Genomic DNA, 18,623 nt, shown 5'->3' with positions numbered 1-18,623 from the left:
GCCCGGTGTGCGCCCTCGCGGGCTCAGGTCAGATTGGCGGTGAGCAGCTCGATGAGCCGCTCACGGCGCACACAGCCGTCCAGCGAGAAGGACTCGGCGAAGGCGGTCAGCCCGGCGTCGTCCACCCCTTCGAACCGCTCGGCGTACTCGGGCACCAGGGCCTGCGCGATCAGGATGTGCCTGATCAGGTCGTCGGTCTGGTACCTGGCCCCCCAGGGGTAGGGGGTCCAGGACGGGAACTCGTTGTCCACGAGCTGGTGCAGCGGGGTCAGGATGTCGCCGGACTCCTCCATGGTCGAGCCCCACCGGTCGGCGCCGAGCCGCTTCTTCTTGGCGATGAAGTCGCCGAAGCGGCTCATGTACGGCCCGGCGGGGTCGGCGTGCACCAGTCCCTGGAGCCCCACGTCCTTGTACGTCCACAGCGACCAGCCGGCCTCGTACCCGTCGAAGATCTCCAGCTGGTCGGAGAGGACCTGGTAGCGCATCTCGTCGACGGCGGGGTCGCCGGTGTACACCGGGCCGAACTCGCCGACCCACAGCGGCGTGCCGGTCTCCCGCTGGAAGGAGGTGCGCTTCTCGAACGCCCGCTCCAGGTGCCCGCGGTCCACCCACTCACCCAGCGTGTATCCGGGGTACGGCCCGCCGTGCGCGAAGCCGGCCAGCGCGTAGTCGTGGCAGACGAACACCGTGTTCTCGTAGACCTCACGGAAGATCGAGAAGTCGGTGGAGTAGGTGTTGCCGTCCAGGAAGAGCACGTGGCCGGGGTCCACGGCGCGCAGCGCCTTGACCAGCCGGTCGTAGAACGGCCCGATGACGCGGCCGCTGACGTCGCCCGGCTCGTTGACCGGGTTGTACCCCGCGACCCACGGGTTGTCCTTGTACCGGTCGGCCATGTACTCCCACAGGTGGACCACGCGGTCCTGGAAGTGCCGGTGCCGCCAGAAGGACGCCACGTGGGTCGGGTTGTCGGAATGCCAGTGCTGGTTCTGCGAGCCGGGCAGCGCGTGCAGGTCGATCACGCTGTAGATGCCGTGCTCGCCGAGCAGCCCGATGACCCGGTCGAGGTGCCGGAAACCGGAGTCGATGATCTCCATCGGACGTTCGTCCGACTCGAAGTGCCGGTAGTTCACCGGGATGCGCACGCAGTTCATGCCCATCTCCGCGAGCAGGGCGGCGTCTCCCGGGCCGAAGAACGTGCCGAGGAACCGGTCGAAGAACGCCTCTGCCCGCTCCTCCCCGAGCACGTCGCGCACCGCGTCGCGCATCGAGGACTCGTTGGCCGGGTAGCCGGTGATGAAGTTCTCCATGTTCATCCAGCCCCCGAGGCCCACACCGCGCAGCCGCACCGGGGTACCGTCGGCCGCGACGAGGCGGGATCCGGACACACGCAGGTTCATCAATACTCCTTGGTGGAAGCGTTAGAGGCCGTCGCTGCTCTCGTGCGGTGGTGGCGAGTGGGACCCTGAGGGCCGCGGGGCGCCGCAGCGGGCCGTGCCCGTGCGGATCATCCCTTGGTCGCTCCCGCCGTCAGACCGCCGATGAGCTGGCGTTCGGCCACGGAGTAGAACGCGAGGGCAGGTACCATCGCGAGCACTACATAGGCGAGCACGCGAGCCGTGTCCGAGGAGTACTGGCCGTAGAACTGCTGGACGCCCAACGGGACGGTCCACCAGTTCGGGTCGTTGAAGATGACCAGCGGCAGAAAGAAGTTGTTCCAGCTCGCCACGATCGTGAGCACCGACACCGTGGCCAGCGCCGGCCTGGCCATCGGCAGCAGGATCCTCCAGAAGAACCCGAAGGTGCTGCATCCGTCGATGGTGGCGGCCTCCTCCACCTCGCGCGGGATCGTGCGGAAGAACGCCCGCAGGATGATGATCGTCACCGGCAGGCCGAACGCGGCCTGCGGCAGGATCACACCGAACGGGTTGTCGAGCAGCCCCATGTACCGCAGCAGCACGAACAGCGGAAGGATCGCCACCGCGAACGGGAACATCAGGCCGATGGTGAACAGCACGAACAGGAACTCCCGGCCCCGGAAGGCGAACCGGGCGAACACGAACGACGCCATGGCCGACAGGGCGACCACGATGGCGGTCGTGGTCAGCGCCACGAAGACGCTGTTCCCCACCTGACGCCAGAACCCGCCGGAGAAGATCACTTCGGTGTAGTTCCCCGGCACCCACGGGTCGGGCAGGCCGAACGGGTTGGTGGAGAGCTGGGCGGTGTTCTTGAACCCTCCGACCACGCCGAACAGGAGCGGGATGACGACGAGCGCGCCGAGCACGATGGCGATCGTGTGCAGGGAGACCGCCTTCAGCGTGTTGCGCCTGCGTGGCCGGACCGGGCGTGCGTGGCGGCGGCCGTCGACGGTGGTGGTCATCGCGCGTCTCGCATGGTGGTGATGGCTCCTTCTGTGTCACGGCGCATGACGAAACGCTGATAGCCGAGCGCGAAGATCAGGCTGATGAGGAACATGGCGACGCTGATGGCGCTGGCGTAGCCGATGTTGGTGCGTTTGAAGCCGAACTGGAACATGGTGATCGCCATCGTCTCGGAGGAGTGGATCGGGCCTCCGGCGGTGAGCACCCAGACCAGGTCGAACAACTGGATGGTGCCGATGATGGACAGGAAGATGCTGATCCGGATCGTCGGGCCGAGCAGCGGCAGCGTGACGTACCGGAACTGGGCCCAGGTGCCGGCGCCGTCGATCGCGGCGGCCTCGTTCAGTTCCCGCGGGATGCTCTGGCGCCCGGCCAAGTAAAGGATCATGTGGAAGCCGAAGTACTTCCACGTCATGACGATGAACACCGAGTACATCACGGTGGACGGCTCGGCGAGCCACGACGATTCCAGGGACGAAAGACCGATGGCCCGCAGGATCTGGTTGGCCAGGCCCCCGTCCGGAGAGAGGATCATGGTGAACAGCACACCGGTGATGACCTCGGACAGAACGTACGGCGCGAAGAACAGCAGCCGGTAGAACGCCCGCCCGCGCATGCGCTGGTTGAGCAGCATGGCGAGACCGAGGGACAGCGGGAGCTGGATTATCACCGACAAGACGATGAGCAGGCCACCACGCCACAGGTCGCCGAGGAAGACCGGGTCCTCCAGCAGGCGGGTGTAGTTGTCGAGCCCGATGAACTGGGTGGGAAAGCCACCGAGGCCGTTCCACTTGAAGAAACTGGTGTAGCTCGCGATCAGGATGGGCGCCAGCACCAGCAGGCCGAACAGCACCAAAGCCGGTAACAGGAACAACGTGATGGTGACCAGACCCTTGGCCTTGCGACGGCGAGCCGTCGGCGTGACCGGTCGGCGTACCCCGCCCGGCGGTCTCTCCGCGATCCCCCGTCGATCATCCGTCAGCGCCGGACGTGTCATCTCACTCCTTAACGTGCGGGACCGCTCGCACCGGTCCCGCACGTCTTCTACTGAGCCCGGGTGGCGCCCGGCGCGTGCCGCCTCGCCCCGTTGCGGGGTGGAGGGCGCTCACGCGCCGGGCGCCACACTGGCGCGCCTATTCGGACTTGGCCACCTGCGTGATGGCATCCGCGACCTGCTCGGGCGTCTTCTGGCCCGCGATGAGGGCGGCGACGCTGTCGTTGACCTCCGCGCCGACCGCCGGCGGGTAAGCCTGGTCCAGGTAGAGCTGGAAGCCGCTCGCCCCGGCGAGCTGGGTGGCGACCACGGAGAGGTTCGGGTCCTTGACGATGCTCTCCTCGCCCTTCAGGACGGGCAGCACCGCGCCGGTCTCCACCGTCTGGCGGTGGATGTCGGCGGAGGACAGGAACTTCAGGAAGTCGACGGCCGCCGCAGGGGCGTTGGCGCCCACCGCGTAGCCGCCGCCACCGCCGAAGGCGTCGGCGACGTTGCCCTTGCCGCCCTCGACCGCGGGGAACGGGAAGAAGCCGAGGTCGTCGCCGAGGCCCTTTCCTGCGTCCTTCTGCACGGTCGGGGCCCACTGGCCCATCAGCTCCATGGCGGCCTTGCCGTTGCCCATGACGGCGGCTTGGCCGTCAGGGGTGCCGTAGCCGGCGCCGAGGAAGCCCTTCTGGAACGGCTGAAGGTCGACGAGCTCCTTGAGCTTGGCGCCGGCCGTCACGAAGTCGGGCTTGTTGAAGTCGTCGTCGACCGCGGCCTGCTTGAGGGCGTCCAGGCCGGCGACGCGCATGGCGAGGTAGGCCCAGTAGTAGTGGCCGGGCCACTTCTCCTTGCCCGCGAGGGCGATCGGGGTGATGCCCGCGGCCTTCAGCTTCTTGACCGCGTCGAGGTAGGCGGTCCAGGTGCCGGGCGGCTCGGTGATGCCGGCCTTGGCGAAGAGCTTCTTGTTGTACCAGAAGCCCACCATTCCGATGTCGTTCGGAACCGCGTAGGTCTTGCTGTCGAACTGGTACGCCGACAGCGCGGCGGGGGTGAAGTCGGCGAGCCAGGTCGCCGCCTCGGAGGAGAGGTCCTTCACGAGACCCGCGTCGACCTGCTGCTTCAGGACACCGCCGCCCCAGGTTGTGTAGAGATCGGGGGTTTTGCCCGATTGGGTGACGGTGGAGAGCTTGGCCTTGAAGGCCTCGTTCTCGATGGGTACGTTCTTAATCGTGACGTTGGGGTGTGCGGCCTGGTATTCCTTGACCTTCTGTACCCAGAACGACTTGAGCGGCTCGGTGGTGGAGATGTTCCACCACTCGACGGTGACCTTGGCGTTCGCGGAGGACGCGGGCGCCGCGCCCGTGTCCCCTCCGCCGCCGCCACAGCCTGCCATGAGCAGCGCGCTCGCCGCCAGTAACACCACACCTCGCCGGCTCAACGACATCGCAGTGGTTCCCTTCTTGATCAACGGGCAGGGCCGCTCATGATGCCAGGCCAATCCCGCGAGTTTCTGAAACTTTCTTTGGCAACCCCGAATGTTTCGTGACCCGGAGAGTACGTAAAACGCTCGTAACGCGTCAATAGCCAGGCCGGAACCGTTACAGGAACATGAACCCGCATGCGGCGGCCCTTGCGAAGTTCCAGTTCGTGCTCTAACGAGCCGGAACCGAAAGCTTTCGGATAAACTCCCAGGCATGTCAGTGAAGAGGCGGGTCACCATCGCCCTGATCGCCGAGCAGGCCGGGGTCTCGGTCCCGACCGTCTCCAAAGTCGTCAACGGGCGGCCCGAAGTCGCCCCCGATACCCGCCGGCGGGTGGAGCGCCTGCTTCACGAGCACGGTTACCGGCGGCGCACCGGCCAGGGCGACGGGCCGGTCGGCCTGGTCGACCTGGTGTTCGCCGAGATCGAGAGCCCATGGGCCATGGAGATCATCCGTGGCGCGGAGACCGCGGCCCGCGAGGCCGAGGCCGCCGTGGTCGTCTCGGTGCTGCACACCCACTCCGGCCCCGGACGCGACTGGCTCGACCGCATCGCGGCCCGGCGCACCGACGGCGTGGTGCTGGTCGCCTCCCGGCTGACCCGCAGGCAGCACGGGCAACTCCTGGCGCGCTCCATACCTTTTGTCATTGTGGACCCCGAGGGCGAGCCCGCCCCGGACGTCGCCTCCGTCGGCGCGACCAACTGGCACGGCGGCCTGGCGGCGACCCGCCATCTCCTTGAGCTCGGGCACCGCCGGATCGGCATGATCGGCGGCCCGCCCGAGATGTTGTGCAGCCGGGCGCGCATCGACGGCTACCGCGCCGCGCTGGAGACCGCCGGGGTGCCGGTCGACCCCGAGCTGATCCGGTACGGCGACTTCCTCGTGAACTCCGGCCACCTGTTCGGCAAGGAGTTCCTGGAACTGCCCGACCCGCCGACCGCGATCTTCGCGGGCAGCGACATGCAGGCGTTCGGCGTGTTCGAGGCGGCCCGGCGCGCCGGGCTGCGGGTGCCGGACGACCTGAGCGTGGTCGGGTTCGACGACCTCCCCTTGGCACGCTCGGCGTGGCCGCCGCTCACCACGGTGCGCCAGCCGCTGGAAGAGATGGCGGCGCTCGCCACCCGCATGGCGCTCGACATCTCACGGGGCGAGACGCCGGAGACCCGGCGGGTGGAGCTCGCCACCGACCTACTGATCAGAGACAGCACCGTCGCACCCCGCCCCAGGTAGAGCCCCGGAACCGAAAGTTTCTGGACCCGCGCCCGCAAGGGTGCGGGTCTTGACGTTTACCTCGATCCGGCTTAGCTTCAGGGCGCGAAAAGTCTCGTAGATTCTTTGAAACTTTCGGAGAGGGTTCCGTGCCCACACGAGCACACGCCGCCATCGTCGCCGGCACCGTGCCGGAGCCTCCGGCCACCCTGCCCGTGACCCCGAGCGCCGCAGCCGGCGAAAGCCACGTGCCATGATCCGCGTCGCCATCGTCGGGACCGGGGGTATCGCCGCCGCCTGCCACATGCCCGCCCTGGCCGCCGAGCGGCACCGCGTCCAGGTGGTGGCCGCCGTGGACGTCGACTCGGTGCGGGTCAAGGCGTTCTGCGGCGAGCACGGAATCCCGCAGGCGTACACCGACATCGGCGAGATGCTCGCCAGGGAACGCCCCGACCTGGTGCACATCTGCACGCCGCCGCACGCGCACGCCCGGCAGGTCGTCGACTGCCTGAAGGCGGGCGCCTGGGTGTGGTGCGAGAAGCCGCCGTGCCTGTCCCTGGCGGAACACGACCGGATCACGGCGGCGGAGAGCGGCACCTTCGCCGCCGTGATCTTCCAGCACCGCTTCGGCTCCGGCGCCCGCCACCTGCGCCGCCTGGTGGAGACCGGCGAGCTCGGCCGGCCCATGGTGGCCCTGTGCGTCACCGCCTGGTACCGCGACCAGACCTACTACTCCGCGCCGTGGCGGGGACGCTGGGACACCGAGGGCGGCGGCCCCACCATGGGCCACGGCATCCACCAGATGGACCTCATGTTGTCGATGTTCGGCGACTGGGAGGAGATCCGGGCGATGGCCCGCCGGGTGGACCGCTCGATCGAGACCGAGGACGTGTCGGTGGCGTCGGTGCGGTTCGCCAACGGCGCGATGGGCTCGGTGCTCAACAGCGTGCTGTCCCAGCGCCAGGAGAGCTACCTGCGGTTCGACTTCGCCCGCGCCACCGTCGAGCTGCGGCACCTGTACGGCTACCACAACGACGACTGGACCTGCTCGCAGCCCGACCTGTGGCAGCCCCCCGACGACGTGCCGAGCTCGCACGCGGCCCAGCTCGGCGCGCTGCTCGACTCCTACGAACGCGGGGAACGGCCCGCCATGAGCGGCAAGGACAGCCGTACCACCCTGGAGTTCGTCACCGGCCTGTACGCCGCGGCCTTCACCGGCCGCCCGGTGCGGCGGTCCGAGCTCACCATGGACAATCCCTTCTACCACCGGCTGGACGGAGGCACCACGCTGTGAACGGCCTGGCCACCGGCGCCATCCCCCTGGCGGACACCGGGACCGAGCTGGTCGCCGAGGCGGACGGCGTCGAACTCCTGCGGTACGCGCACCGGCCCGACATGCCGCCGCGCGAGGGCCGCAAGCCGTACTTCCACCCGCTGCGCACCCTCGCCGGGGACGTGGTCACCGGCTACCGGCCGCACGACCACCGCTGGCACAAGGGCCTGCAGATGACCGTCTCCCACCTGTCGGGGCAGAACTTCTGGGGCGGCCCGAGCTACGTGCGCGACCGCGCGGGGTACGTCGACCTGCCCAACGTCGGCACGATGCGGCACGAGGGGTTCGACGGGCCCGGCCGCGAGCGGCTCGGCTGGCTCACCCAGAGCGGCTCGCGGTGGGTGGACGAGCTGCGCGAGTTCGCGGTGCGCGAGGCCGGGGACGACGCCTGGGCGCTGGACTTCACCACCGCGATGACCAACGTCAGGGGCGAGCCGCTGCGCTTCGGCAGCCCCTCCACCCACGGGCGGCCGATGGCCGGGTACAGCGGCCTGTTCTGGCGCGGCCCGCGCTCGTTCACGGGCGGCCGGGTGCTCGCGGGCAACGGCCTCACCGGGCCCGAGACGATGGGCCGCACCACCACCTGGCTCGCCTACACCGGGACGCACGACGAGGTCGACCGCTCCTCCACGCTGCTGTTCCTCGCCGAGCCGGGCACCGTGTGGTTCGTGCGGACCGAGCCGTTCGCCGCGGTGAATCCCTCGCTGGCGTTCCACACCGAAGTGGTGCTGCCACCCGGCGAGACGCTGCGGCGGCGGTACCGCGTGGTGGTCGCCACCGGGACCTGGGACCGGGACCGGCTGGAGGACTACGTCGGAGCGCATCCCCTGGAACGGTGAGAAGGGAGCTGGGCATGACCTTTCCCGGCGGAGTCGGGGTCTCGGGCCTGCGGGTGTACGAGTGGGCCGCGGCCGACGGTGTCTGCGGCGGCTCCCCGCACATGCACCTGCTGTGCTCCGAGGCGTACGTCGTGGTGGAGGGCGCCGGTGCGGTGCAGACCCTGACCTGGGACGGCTACACCGAGACGCCGCTGCGGGCCGGGTCGGTGGTGTGGTTCACGCCCGGGACGATCCACCGGCTGGTCAACGACGACGGGCGGCTGCGGATCGTGGTGGTCATGCAGAACAGCGGACTGCCCGAGGCCGGGGACGCGGTGTTCACCTTCCCGCCCGCCGTGATGTCCGACCCCGAGATGTACGCCGAGCTGGCCGAGCCCGGGGACGCCGCCCGCGTCCGGCGGCGGCGCGACGTGGCGATCGAGGGGTTCCTCACCCTGCGCGAGAGCGGCCTCGGCGCGCTCGGCGCCTTCCACCGGCAGGCGGCGGGCCTGCTGTCCGGCAAGCTGGACGACTTCGAGAAACGGTGGCGGCAGGGCGCGCTGACGGCGGCCGAGGAGACAGGCTCCCACCTGCGGGCCCTGCGCGAGGGCGACACCCGCCACCTGCGCGCGGGCCGGGTGCGGACCGCCGGCCCCGAGCCGCGGCTCGGGATGTGCGGCGTCCTGGACACCTACCCCCTCGACCGCTGAGGCCGCTCGCCCGGACCGGCGGCACCTCGACCGGGTGCCGCGGCGGCCGGCCATCCGCACCGCATATCAGGGGACGGTGCGGATGCGCCGGACGAACACGGCGCCGAGCAGGGACAGCAGGCCGGCGGTGAGGTACAGCACCGGGTAGCCGCCGAGACCGGCCACGATGGGACCGGCGATCACCGGGCTGATCACCTGCGGCCCGGAGTTCGCGATGTTGATCACGCCGAGGTCCTTGGCGCGGCCCGTCGCCGCCGGGAGCACCTGGGTGACCAGGGCGTTGTCCACCGACAGGTAGATGCCGTAGCCGACGCCCATCAGGACGGCGCCCCCCATGACCACCGGCCAGTCCTGCCACACCGCCATCAGCACCATCGGCACCGCGCTGATCACGCCGGACGCGGTCACCAGCGCCTTGCGGCGGCCCAGCCGGTCGGACACCGCGCCGAAGGCGACCGTGGTCAGCACCACCGCGGCCGTGTAGATCAGGATGAGCACCAGCAGGCCGTCCTCGGCCCGCTGGCCGGGGAACAACTGCTCGTAGTGCACGGCGTCGGTGAGGAAGTACAGCAGATACAGCAACGCGAGGGCGTTGCCGAGCTGCATGAGGAAGCGGGTCAGCCACGCCCACGCGAAGTCGGGGTGGGCGCGCGGGCTGATCCAGAATCCCCGAAGGAAGCCGCGGAGGTCGAACGGCGGCCGGTACTCGGCCGGCAGCCGCGGGTCGGGGGTGGTCAGCACGAACGGCAGCGCGAACAGCGGGATCAGCGCCGCGATCAGCAGATAACCCGACTGGATGCTCGTGGCCACCATCGTGACCAGCACGACCGCGATCACCACGCCTAGCGTCTGCGGCACGCCGATCCACCCGGAGACCGCGCCGCGCTGGTTCACCGGCACGTGGTCGGGCACGCCCGCCGTGAGCGACGCCTGCAGCGCGTTCAGCCCGGCCTGCACCAGGCACCAGCCCACCACCACACCCCACACCGACCCCTGGAAGGCGAGGAACGCCATCCCCAGCGCGCCCAGCAGCGCGCCCGCCAGCGTCCACGGGTGCCGCCGCCCGAACCGGCTCGTCGTCCGGTCCGACAGCGCGCCCGCGAGCGGGTTGGCCACCATCGCCACCGCCGCCCCGATGCCCGTCACCCACGCCAGCACGGTCTCCTTGCCGACAGGCGACGCGGCTTCGATCTGGCGGGGTAACAGCACCTGTAACGGGCCGATGTACCCCATCCACAGGGCCAGGTTGACCAGGGAGATCAGGGCGACCCACAAGGCGCCGACCCGCTTCACGGGCTCGGCGAGGGCCGCTGGAAGCTCGCGCGGTGTCACCGGGGGGATAGCACTCACCAGCATGGCTCCATGTATGAGAGGTGCTGGGATCGTAGTGGCCCCGCCTCGTGGCGGGAACCCCCACGATCAAGATATCCGGGGGCCGTGGGTCAGCGGCGGGCGATCAGGACCTCGGTGGCGATCTCCTCGGGCCAGCCGCCGGGCGGGACGGCCTCCTCCAGGGCCTCGGCGAGGGCCTCCACGAAGCCGGGGAGGCGGGAGCCCAGGCGGGTGGGGGTGGAGTACGAGAAGGACAGCTGCAGGCCGATGACGGCCTCGGCGTCGCGCCGGGCCATGCGGCGGAAGGTCGCCGCGGAGAGCCTGCGGAACCGGGAGTCCGCCAGGAGGTCCTGGTGGCGGCGGCCGGACTGGTGGTAAGACTCGGAGTTGGCCCGCCACTCCAGGCCGAACCGCTGCCGCACGGACTGCACCACCGGCTCCCACGGGGGTTCGGCCGGGTCGCGGGTCGGGCCGGCCAGGACGACCGCGCCGTGCGGGGGGAGCATCGCGTCGAGGTCGGCGAGCACGCGGACGCGGTCCATCCAGTGGAACGAGCGGCCCATGACGGTGTGGTCGAGGCGGCCGAGCGGCAGGTCCCGCAGCCGCGAGGAGTCGCCCTTCATCCACCGGATGTTCTGCGGGGCGCCGCGCGCGCCCTCCTCCAGCATGTCGTCGCTGGGGTCGACGGCGATCACCCGGCCCGCGAACCGCGCGAGGGGGATGGCCAGCGTGCCGGGGCCGCAGCCGAGGTCGAGCACGCGTGAGCGCTTGTCCAGTTCCAGCTCGCGGGCTATGTAGCCGACGACGTCGTCGGAGTACCCGTGGCGGTACCGGCTGTAGTGCGCGGCGGCGCCGGCGAACAGTGACCCAGGCTCCACACGGCCCACATTACGGCAGCTCTCCCGCACCCGGCGGTCTCCCGGGCCGTCCCGCCCAATGTTCAGGGACCGTTCATATGCTCGTTCACGGCACTGTCCACAGGCGGCCCCGTCTTCGGTCGGTCGTCCACAGCCGCTCCCGCCCCGGCGCCCGCGGCGTGGCGCAGGTGGCAGCATGGCAGGCGTCACACGTAGTCCAAGGAAAGGTCGTACACCGGTGAGGCGACTTCTCACGGTCCTGCTCGTCGCCTGCGCGGCACTGGCCACGGCGGTGGCCCCCGCCCAGGCGCACAACGTGCTGACGGGCAGCGACCCCAAGAACGGCGCCCAGGTGACCGCCGTGCCCGCGCGGGTGACCTTGACCTTCGACCAGCCGGTGCGCGTGGAGTTCGCCCAGCTCGCCCTGACGACCCCGTCCCGCGCCATCGTCAAGATCCCGGACCTGAAGGTGCGCGGCACCAAGCTGATCGGCACCGTCCCCACGGCCACCGCCGGCGCCGGCGTCTACGCCGTCGGCTACCAGATCGTCTCCAACGACGGCCACCCGGTCACCGGCACCATCCTCTTCACCGTCACCTCCGGCACCCCCCCGCCCCCCACCACCACCGCCGGGACCACCCCCACCCCCGGGACGAGCACCACGCCCGTGCCCCCGGCGGACGGCGCCGGGACTCCCACGGCCGGCGCGGGTGCCGGGAATCCCACAGCCGGTACGGGACCCGGGAATCCCACAGCCGGTGCGGAAGCCGGGAATCCCACGGCCGGTGCGGGAGCCGGGGATCCGGCGGACGCGTCGGGAGCCGGGGATCCGGCGGACGGCGTGAGGGTGGCCACCTCGGCCGTTCCGCAGGCGGGGGGCGGGTCGTGGGTGTGGGGGCTGCTGGTGGTGGCGTTGCTGCTGTCGGGGCTCGGCATCCTCGTGGTCGTGCGGCGGCCGGCGGCGGGGCGGGGGCAGGGGGCATGAGCGCCGTCGGCCAGGAGCCCGGCGTGCGGGCCGGGGCGGGGCCGGAGGCCGTGCGGGCGCGCGGGATCGCGGTGGGGGCCCTGTGCGCGGCGGCGGCGGTGGCCGTGCTGGCCGCGACGTGGTGGACGTTGCCGCGGGCGGCGCCCGGGATCGTGGTGCCCGGGGCGCTGGTGGAGTACGGGCTGCCGGTCGCGCGACTGGTGCTCGTCCTGTGCGCGCTGGCGGCGGTGGGGCTGAGCCTGCTGCCCAGGCTGGTGGGCTTCGAGGAGCCCGAGCGGAGCGAGGCCGTCCTGGCCCGCGCCAGGGAGTGGGCGGTCGTCGCCGCGTTCGGGTGGGCCATGGCCGCGCTGGCCACGATGATCCTCAGCGCGGCGGAGGTCATGCCGGGCCGCGTCCCCGACCCCGCGTCCTACGTCGAGGTGATCGGCTCCGGCCAGGGCCTGGTGATCAGCGCGGCCTGCGCCCTGGTGTTCGCGTTCTTCGCCCTGCTCGCGGTGCGCTTCGGCGAGAAGGTCCCCGCCGAGCTGCGGGTCCTGGTAGCCGCGTTCGGCCTGCTGCCCCTGCCGGTCAGCGGCCACGCCAGCAACTGGTACTGGCACGACCTCAGCATGGTCTCGATGGAACTCCACGTAATCGGCGCCTCGGCGTGGACCGGCGGCCTGCTGGCCCTGGCCGTCCTGCTGGCCGCCAACCGCGACCTCCTGGCCCGCGCCCTCCCCAGGTTCTCCCGCCTGGCCACCGCCGCCCTCCTGGTCGTAGCCCTCTCCGGCCTGTTCAACGGCCTCGTCGAGCTGGCCCTCTCCCCCACCACGTCCCTGCCCGGCTCCCTATTGACCACCCACTACGGCCGTCTGGTCCTCATCAAAACCGCCCTGGCCGCCCTGATCGCCCTCTTCGGCGCCCACATCCGCTGGCGCCTCCTCCCCGGCGTCCAGTCCCAACGCCCCACGGCCTTCGCCACCTGGGCCACCCTAGAACTGACCACAATGGGCCTCGCCTACGGCGTCGCGGTAGCCCTGACCAGAGCCCCGGTCGCCTGACCGAACACGTTCCACCCCACCCCCGAGGGCCAACCACCCCACCGCCCCCACGCGCGGCGCGGCGCGGCCTGCCGCGCCACGAAAACCGAGACCCGTCCTCCGCATCCCCCTGGGACCGCAGCCGCGTAACCGGCGGGCACCCAGCCGCGTAACCAGCCCCGCCCCGACCATGCGACCGAGGTCTGCCCACCACGCAACCCCCGGCTCCCCAGCATGTAAGCCCTGGCTCCACCCCACCACGCAACCCCAGGCCCCCACCATGCAAGCCCCGGCTCCACCCCACCACGCGACCCCCGGCTTCACCCCTCTGCGTAAGCCCGGGGGCTGTGCGGCCGCGTAACCGGAGTCAGCCGGCCCATGTAAACCGAAACCCACCCGGTCAGGGGACCGGGTGGGTGGGTTGGTGGGTCTGCGGCTACGAGGTGATGGGGTCGGTCTCCGGGGCCGGGGTGGGCTCTGGGGCGGGGGCCAGGACGCCTCGGCGGCGGGGGGTTCGGGAGTGGTACCACTCGAAGGCGAGCCAGGTCGCGGCTACCAGGGCGGCGGTTATGGGGGCGGAGGCCAGGAGGAACGGGGGGGCCTCCAGGATGCGGTCCTGGGCCAGGAGGCCGCCGTAGACGCCCGCGGTGGCCAGGGCGGTGCCCAAGAGGGCGCGGGCGGCAGGCCAGGGGATCAGGAAGGCGACGTCCACGCAGATGGCGGCGACCACCAGGAAGAACGGGACGGCCGAGGGCGGGAAGCCGCCGAGGACCAGCAGGGGCCAGATGATCGCGCGGTAGGCGACGTAGACGCCCGCGACGGCCGTGGCCGTCCACCGGCGGCCGACCAGCTTGCGCGCCACGACCAGCACCAGCACCGCCGCGACGCCGTACCACATGGGGTACACCCAGTCGGGGACGGGCAGCGAGAACTTCGCCACCATGACGCGGTCGACCGCGCGGCCCATCTGCTCGGCGGCGAAGTTGATCAGGCTGGGCTCGGCGTACGGGGTGCCGCGATCCCAGGAGGCGAGCTCGAGCACGCCGTACTCCTGGTGCTCGCTCGGGAACAGCACGTTCTCCAGGAAGTAGACGAAGAACGCCCCGAGGATGATCGGACGGCCCCGCCCCGCCGGCGCGCTGACGTACCATCCGCGGATCACTCCGGCGATCATGAACGCCGTGCCGATGTACAGCAGCATGTGGGACGGGCTCCACGAGGTGATGTCGAGCCCGTTCACCCGGTGGTTGATCAGGTCCAGCGGCACGGCGACCAGGAACAGCCCCGTCCCCCACTGGATCAGCCGCTGCGCCACGCGGTCCACGCCGTACCCCGTGTACGCGTGCACGATGACGAGCGCGACCACGATGGCGGTGCCCACGCTGTTCAGCAGATGCGGAGGCGCGAGGTCGTCGCGCAGCCACTTGAAGTGCCACGACACGTCCCACGAGGCGCCGAGCACCTTCAACGCGAATGCGACGAGCCACCACGTGTAGAGAATTCGGACCAGCTCGGGCGGGGTCTCACGGCCCGCGCTCCCCCGCGTCCAGTAGGGCGTGGCCACCTCGACAGCTCGAGTGACCCTGCCCGTGACCGGAGCGGCCATGGCTTTGATACGCGCGCCTTGGTTCACGCGTAGAAATGATGCCCGTCCCGGCACATGCTCCGCAATCAGGGACTTCCCTGATTGCGGACCTGTTACGCCCGCCGATCCACCCGTGCGTCACCTCAGCGATCTCTCAGCTGGTCTCAGTAGGCTCGCGGCATGAAGCTCGCGGGGAGGCGGACGGCGGCACTGCTCGTCGTGGCGGTGCTGGCCGTAGGTACCGGGGCGTGGGCCCTGTGGCCGTCGGGAGGGCCACCGCGCGGGCTCGATCAGCGCATCACGGTGATGGACGGCCCCCGGGACGACCAGCGGGTCACGCTGGACGCCACCTTCTTCCCGCCCGCCGGAGGCGGGAAGGCACCGGCCGTGCTGCTGGCGCACGGGTTCGGCGGCAGCAAGCGCAGCGTGCGCACCGAGGCCGAGCTGCTGGCCGAGCGTGGGTACGCGGTTCTCACCTGGTCGGCACGGGGATTCGGCGCCTCCACCGGGGAGATCGCCCTCAACTCCCCCGACTACGAGGTCAAGGACGTCCGCCAGCTGATCGACTGGCTGGCCAAGCGTCCCGAGGTGCAGCTCGACGCCCCCGGCGACCCCCGCCTCGGCGCCACCGGCGGCTCGTACGGCGGCGCGATCTCCCTGATGGCCGCCGCCTACGACCCCCGCATCGACGCCATCGTCCCCCAGATCACCTGGTACGACCTGGCCGACGCCCTGTTCCCCGACGCCACCGGCCGCGGCCCCGAGAACGGCGTCTTCAAACGCATGTGGGCCGCGCTGTTCTTCAGCAGGGCCTCCGACTCCCCCTTGGCCCCCGGCGGCGGCGGCCTGATCGCCCAGCCCGGCGACACCTCCGACCCGGGAACCGCCCCCACCGGCGCCCCGGCAGCGACCGCCGGACCACCGGCGAGCGCCGATCCGTCCGGGACCGCCGGCCCGCCGGCGACCACCGAGCCCTCCACCTCCGCCCAACCGTCTACAGGCGCCGAACCCTCCGCCTCCGGCCAACCGTCTACAGGCGCCGAACCCTCCGCGAGCGCCGAGCCGTCCGCCTCCGCCGCACCGCCCGCGACCGGCGAGGCCGCCGGGGCGGCGGGGCGGGATGTGCAGTGCGGGCGGTTCCTGCCGGCGATCTGTGACCTCTACCTGCAGGTGGCGCGGAGCGGGCGGGCGACCGCGGACGCGGTGCGGACGTTGCGGGCGTCCAGCCCCATATCCGTGCAGGGCAAGATCCGGGTGCCCACGCTGCTCATCCAGGGCAAACGGGACTCGCTGTTCCCCCTGGGGCACGCGGACGCCAACGCGCGGGCCATCGCCGCGACGGGGGCGCCGGTGGAGGTGGCCTGGTTCGACGGCGGGCACGACGGCGGGGACGGCGAGCCCGAGTGGCTGACCGACCGCACCACCGGCTGGTTCGACCGCTGGCTGAAGAAGGACGGCGCCGCCACCGGGGACGCCTTCACGGTGACCAGGGACGGCGGCCGGGACCCCGGCACCCGCCGTCCCGTCCTGGAGCACGCCACCTCCGGCCGCTACCCCGGCCTGGCCGGGACGGCGACGGTACCGGTCAGGCTCACCGGCCCCGAGCAGCAGGTGGCGACCCCGCCGGGCGGCTCCCCCGCCGCTCTCTCCTCGGTCCCCGGCCTCGGCGCCCTGCTCAGCGCCGCGAGCGGCGCCGGGGCGGCGCTGGACATGCCCGGCCAGGTGGCCGTGTTCGACTCCGAGCCACTGGCGGGGTCGGTGCAGGTGACGGGCTCCCCGGTGGCGAGGATCCTGGTGCGCGGCACGGGCGAGGTCTCCCTGTTCGCCAAGCTCTACGACGTCGGCGGCCCCCGCCCGGTGCTGCCGCAGGGCCTGGTCGCGCCGCTGCGGATCACGGCGACCGAGCAGGGCACGCCGGTCACCGTCACCCTCCCCGCGATCGACCACCGCTTCGCCCCCGGTCACCGGCTGCGGGTGGCGCTGAGCACCACCGACATGGGCTTCACCTCCGACACGGTCCCGGCCGTCCACGGGATCGCCCTGGCCGCCCCCGACCTCACCGTCCCCACCGACCCGGCCCTGCGCCTCACCGCCGGCGGCGTCACCTGGTCCGTCTGGGCCCTCCCCCTGGCGGCCCTGGTCGTCGCGGTCCTCATCCTGCTCACCGTCCGCCGTCCCCACCGCACGAGGGCCGGGGCCGCCGGGGACCCGGTCCCGCTGGAGATCACGGGACTGACGAAGAGGTACCGCAACGGGGAGCTCGCGGTGGACGGGCTGTCGTTCCGGGTGGAGCACGGGCAGGTGCTCGGGCTGCTCGGCCCGAACGGCGCCGGGAAGACGACGACGATGCGCATGCTGATGGGCCTGATCCACCCGGACGCGGGCGAGATCAAGGTGTTCGGGCATGCGGTGACCCCGGGCGCGCCGGTGTTGTCCAGGCTCGGATGCTTTGTAGAGGGACCGGGTTTCCTGCCCCATCTGTCCGGCCGGGAGAACCTGCGGCTGTACTGGCGCGCGACGGGACGGCCGGAACAGGACGCCCGGATGGCGGAGGCCCTGGAGATCGCCGCGCTGGGGGAGGCGCTGGAACGTCCGGTGCGCACCTACTCCCAGGGCATGCGGCAGCGCCTCGCCATCGCCCAGGCCATGCTCGGCCTGCCGGACCTGCTCGTCCTCGACGAGCCGACCAACGGCCTGGACCCGCCGCAGATCGCCGAGATGCGGCGGGTGCTGATCCGCTACGCGCGCGAAGGCCGCACCGTGATCGTCTCCAGCCACCTGCTGGCCGAGGTGGAACAGGTCTGCGACCACGTGGTGGTGATGCACCGCGGCCGCCTGGTCGCCGCGGGCCGGGTCTCCGACCTGCTGGTCGGCGCCACCTCGGCCAACGGCCACAAGGCCCGTCTGGAAGAGGTCTTCCTCGACCTGATCCAGGAGAGATCATGACAAGCGCAGGCACGGGAGAAGACATGGCGAGCCCCGGCACCGAGACGGCCCGCGCGGTGAGCCCCGGTTACTCCCCGAGGCGCACGCTGCCGCTGCGGGTTGAGGCGGTGCGTCAGTTCAAGCGCCGCCGCACCATGGTGATGTTCGGCCTGCTGCTGGCCCTGCCGTGGGTCCTGGTGATCGCCTTCGCCCTGGGTCCCGCCGCGACCCGCCCCGGGAACTTCCGCCTGTCCGACCTGGCGACCCAGGGCGGCCTCAACTTCGCCGCCTTCGTCCTCTCGGTCTCGGCCACCCTCCTGCTGGTCGTGGCGGTGGCCCTGTTCTGCGGCGACACGGTCGCCAGCGAGGCGAGCTGGTCCTCCCTCCGCTACCTCCTGGCCGCCCCCGTCCCCCGCGCCCGTCTCCTGCGCCACAAGCTGATCGTCGCTCTCGGCTACTCCGCCGTGGCCGTCATCGCGCTTCCCCTGATGGCCTTACTGGCGGGCACGGTCGCCTTCGGCTGGAACGACGTCCAGCTCCCCGGCACCGGCGACGTGATCCCCGCCGCCGCCGTCCTCCCCCGCTTCGGCATCGTGATCGGCTACGCCCTGATCAGCCAGCTGGTGGTGGCGGCCTTGGCCTTCCTGCTGTCGGTGAGCACCGACTCCCCGCTCGGCGCCGTCGGCGGCGCCGTGGGCCTGGTCATCGTCAGCAACATCCTCCAGGCGGTCGAGGCCCTGGGCGCCCTCCGCGAGTTCCTTCCCACCTTCTGGAACACCGCCTGGCTCGACGCCCTGGTCCCCGAACTCGACTGGAACGGCATGATCCGAGGCACCGCACTTTCCGTCACCTACGCCGTGATCCTCATAGCCGTCGCCTTCCGCCGCTTCCAGCACAAGGACATCGTTTCCTAGCCCCTCGGCCGTGCGACGGAGCGTCACGGGCCGGGTGTCCTGGGGGCCCGGGTGGGCCGGGTACTTGTGGGGGCGGAGAGATCGGATACTTTCTG

15 protein-coding genes are annotated in these 18,623 nt (G+C 71.4%); 8 read left to right on the top strand and 7 right to left on the bottom strand.

Going from position 1 to position 18,623, the window contains the following annotated elements; genetic code table 11:
- Positions 1 to 23: 23 nt before the first annotated feature.
- The 4 genes from ACFP1K_RS12035 to ACFP1K_RS12020 all read right to left on the bottom strand — a co-directional run bounded on the left by ACFP1K_RS12035 (position 24) and on the right by ACFP1K_RS12020 (position 4,804).
- Positions 24 to 1,397 (bottom strand): glycoside hydrolase family 5 protein, encoded by a 1,374-nt coding sequence (locus tag ACFP1K_RS12035; RefSeq protein WP_380750753.1) that lies wholly within the window; start codon positions 1,395 to 1,397, stop codon positions 24 to 26.
- Between the two features lie 107 nt (positions 1,398 to 1,504).
- Complete coding sequence (locus tag ACFP1K_RS12030) at positions 1,505 to 2,380, bottom strand: carbohydrate ABC transporter permease (RefSeq protein ID WP_380750750.1); 876 nt, start codon at positions 2,378 to 2,380, stop codon at positions 1,505 to 1,507.
- Positions 2,377 to 3,378: a carbohydrate ABC transporter permease gene (locus ACFP1K_RS12025; protein ID WP_380750747.1), complete on the bottom strand. Its 1,002-nt coding sequence runs from the start codon at positions 3,376 to 3,378 to the stop codon at positions 2,377 to 2,379. The genes ACFP1K_RS12030 and ACFP1K_RS12025 overlap by 4 nt, the downstream gene beginning before the upstream one ends.
- A gap of 136 nt (positions 3,379 to 3,514) precedes the next feature.
- The gene (locus ACFP1K_RS12020; protein WP_380750744.1) at positions 3,515 to 4,804 is read right to left on the bottom strand and encodes an extracellular solute-binding protein; all 1,290 of its coding nucleotides are present in this window, start codon (positions 4,802 to 4,804) and stop codon (positions 3,515 to 3,517) included.
- A gap of 250 nt (positions 4,805 to 5,054) precedes the next feature.
- On the opposite strand from ACFP1K_RS12020, the gene ACFP1K_RS12015 reads away from it, so the two are divergent.
- The 4 genes from ACFP1K_RS12015 to ACFP1K_RS12000 all read left to right on the top strand — a co-directional run bounded on the left by ACFP1K_RS12015 (position 5,055) and on the right by ACFP1K_RS12000 (position 8,911).
- Complete coding sequence (locus ACFP1K_RS12015; protein ID WP_380750741.1) at positions 5,055 to 6,071, top strand: LacI family DNA-binding transcriptional regulator; 1,017 nt, start codon at positions 5,055 to 5,057, stop codon at positions 6,069 to 6,071.
- 232 nt (positions 6,072 to 6,303) lie between these two features.
- On the top strand, positions 6,304 to 7,344 hold the full coding sequence (locus ACFP1K_RS12010) for a Gfo/Idh/MocA family protein (RefSeq protein ID WP_380750738.1): 1,041 nt from the start codon (positions 6,304 to 6,306) through the stop codon (positions 7,342 to 7,344).
- The gene (locus ACFP1K_RS12005) at positions 7,341 to 8,222 is read left to right on the top strand and encodes a DUF6807 domain-containing protein (RefSeq protein WP_380750735.1); all 882 of its coding nucleotides are present in this window, start codon (positions 7,341 to 7,343) and stop codon (positions 8,220 to 8,222) included. The genes ACFP1K_RS12010 and ACFP1K_RS12005 overlap by 4 nt, the downstream gene beginning before the upstream one ends.
- A 14-nt stretch (positions 8,223 to 8,236) precedes the next feature.
- Entirely contained in the window at positions 8,237 to 8,911 is a 675-nt protein-coding gene (locus ACFP1K_RS12000) for a cupin domain-containing protein (protein WP_380750732.1), read from the top strand.
- 66 nt (positions 8,912 to 8,977) lie between these two features.
- Here the strand turns inward: ACFP1K_RS12000 and ACFP1K_RS11995 are convergent, their stop codons facing one another.
- A complete protein-coding gene (locus ACFP1K_RS11995; protein ID WP_380750729.1) occupies positions 8,978 to 10,267 on the bottom strand; it encodes an MFS transporter in 1,290 nt (429 codons plus the stop codon).
- Between the two features lie 86 nt (positions 10,268 to 10,353).
- Positions 10,354 to 11,121 (bottom strand): class I SAM-dependent methyltransferase, encoded by a 768-nt coding sequence (locus ACFP1K_RS11990; protein WP_380750726.1) that lies wholly within the window; start codon positions 11,119 to 11,121, stop codon positions 10,354 to 10,356.
- Positions 11,122 to 11,338: 217 nt separating this feature from the next.
- On the opposite strand from ACFP1K_RS11990, the gene ACFP1K_RS11985 reads away from it, so the two are divergent.
- A complete protein-coding gene (locus ACFP1K_RS11985) occupies positions 11,339 to 12,085 on the top strand; it encodes a copper resistance CopC family protein (protein WP_380750723.1) in 747 nt (248 codons plus the stop codon).
- Positions 12,082 to 13,125 carry a copper resistance D family protein gene (locus ACFP1K_RS11980; protein ID WP_380750720.1) on the top strand — a complete coding sequence of 348 codons (1,044 nt, stop codon included), beginning with the start codon at positions 12,082 to 12,084 and terminating at the stop codon, positions 13,123 to 13,125. Before ACFP1K_RS11985 ends, ACFP1K_RS11980 begins: the two co-directional genes overlap by 4 nt.
- A 415-nt stretch (positions 13,126 to 13,540) precedes the next feature.
- Here ACFP1K_RS11980 and ACFP1K_RS11975 read toward each other — a convergent pair whose 3' ends face one another.
- On the bottom strand, positions 13,541 to 14,737 hold the full coding sequence (locus ACFP1K_RS11975; protein WP_380750717.1) for a hypothetical protein: 1,197 nt from the start codon (positions 14,735 to 14,737) through the stop codon (positions 13,541 to 13,543).
- 132 nt (positions 14,738 to 14,869) lie between these two features.
- Between ACFP1K_RS11975 and ACFP1K_RS11970 the strand changes: the two genes are divergently transcribed.
- Entirely contained in the window at positions 14,870 to 17,635 is a 2,766-nt protein-coding gene (locus tag ACFP1K_RS11970; protein WP_380750714.1) for an alpha/beta fold hydrolase, read from the top strand.
- Positions 17,632 to 18,528 (top strand): ABC transporter permease, encoded by an 897-nt coding sequence (locus ACFP1K_RS11965; protein WP_380750711.1) that lies wholly within the window; start codon positions 17,632 to 17,634, stop codon positions 18,526 to 18,528. Before ACFP1K_RS11970 ends, ACFP1K_RS11965 begins: the two co-directional genes overlap by 4 nt.
- Positions 18,529 to 18,623 lie beyond the last annotated feature (95 nt).

It is taken from the genome of Sphaerisporangium aureirubrum, from assembly GCF_042658925.1.
GTDB lineage: Bacteria > Actinomycetota > Actinomycetes > Streptosporangiales > Streptosporangiaceae > Sphaerisporangium > Sphaerisporangium aureirubrum.
The sequence above is the reverse complement of the archived record's forward strand: the minus strand, read 5'-3'. Positions and strand labels throughout refer to the sequence as shown.

Coding starts and splice junctions, on each gene's coding strand:
- ACFP1K_RS12035 (WP_380750753.1), bottom strand. CDS start 1,397: ATGAACCTGCGTGTGTCCGGATCCCGCCTCGTCGCGGCCGACGGTACC.
- ACFP1K_RS12030 (WP_380750750.1), bottom strand. CDS start 2,380: ATGACCACCACCGTCGACGGCCGCCGCCACGCACGCCCGGTCCGGCCA.
- ACFP1K_RS12025 (WP_380750747.1), bottom strand. CDS start 3,378: ATGACACGTCCGGCGCTGACGGATGATCGACGGGGGATCGCGGAGAGA.
- ACFP1K_RS12020 (WP_380750744.1), bottom strand. CDS start 4,804: ATGTCGTTGAGCCGGCGAGGTGTGGTGTTACTGGCGGCGAGCGCGCTG.
- ACFP1K_RS12015 (WP_380750741.1), top strand. CDS start 5,055: ATGTCAGTGAAGAGGCGGGTCACCATCGCCCTGATCGCCGAGCAGGCC.
- ACFP1K_RS12010 (WP_380750738.1), top strand. CDS start 6,304: ATGATCCGCGTCGCCATCGTCGGGACCGGGGGTATCGCCGCCGCCTGC.
- ACFP1K_RS12000 (WP_380750732.1), top strand. CDS start 8,237: ATGACCTTTCCCGGCGGAGTCGGGGTCTCGGGCCTGCGGGTGTACGAG.
- ACFP1K_RS11995 (WP_380750729.1), bottom strand. CDS start 10,267: ATGCTGGTGAGTGCTATCCCCCCGGTGACACCGCGCGAGCTTCCAGCG.
- ACFP1K_RS11980 (WP_380750720.1), top strand. CDS start 12,082: ATGAGCGCCGTCGGCCAGGAGCCCGGCGTGCGGGCCGGGGCGGGGCCG.
- ACFP1K_RS11970 (WP_380750714.1), top strand. CDS start 14,870: ATGAAGCTCGCGGGGAGGCGGACGGCGGCACTGCTCGTCGTGGCGGTG.
- ACFP1K_RS11965 (WP_380750711.1), top strand. CDS start 17,632: ATGACAAGCGCAGGCACGGGAGAAGACATGGCGAGCCCCGGCACCGAG.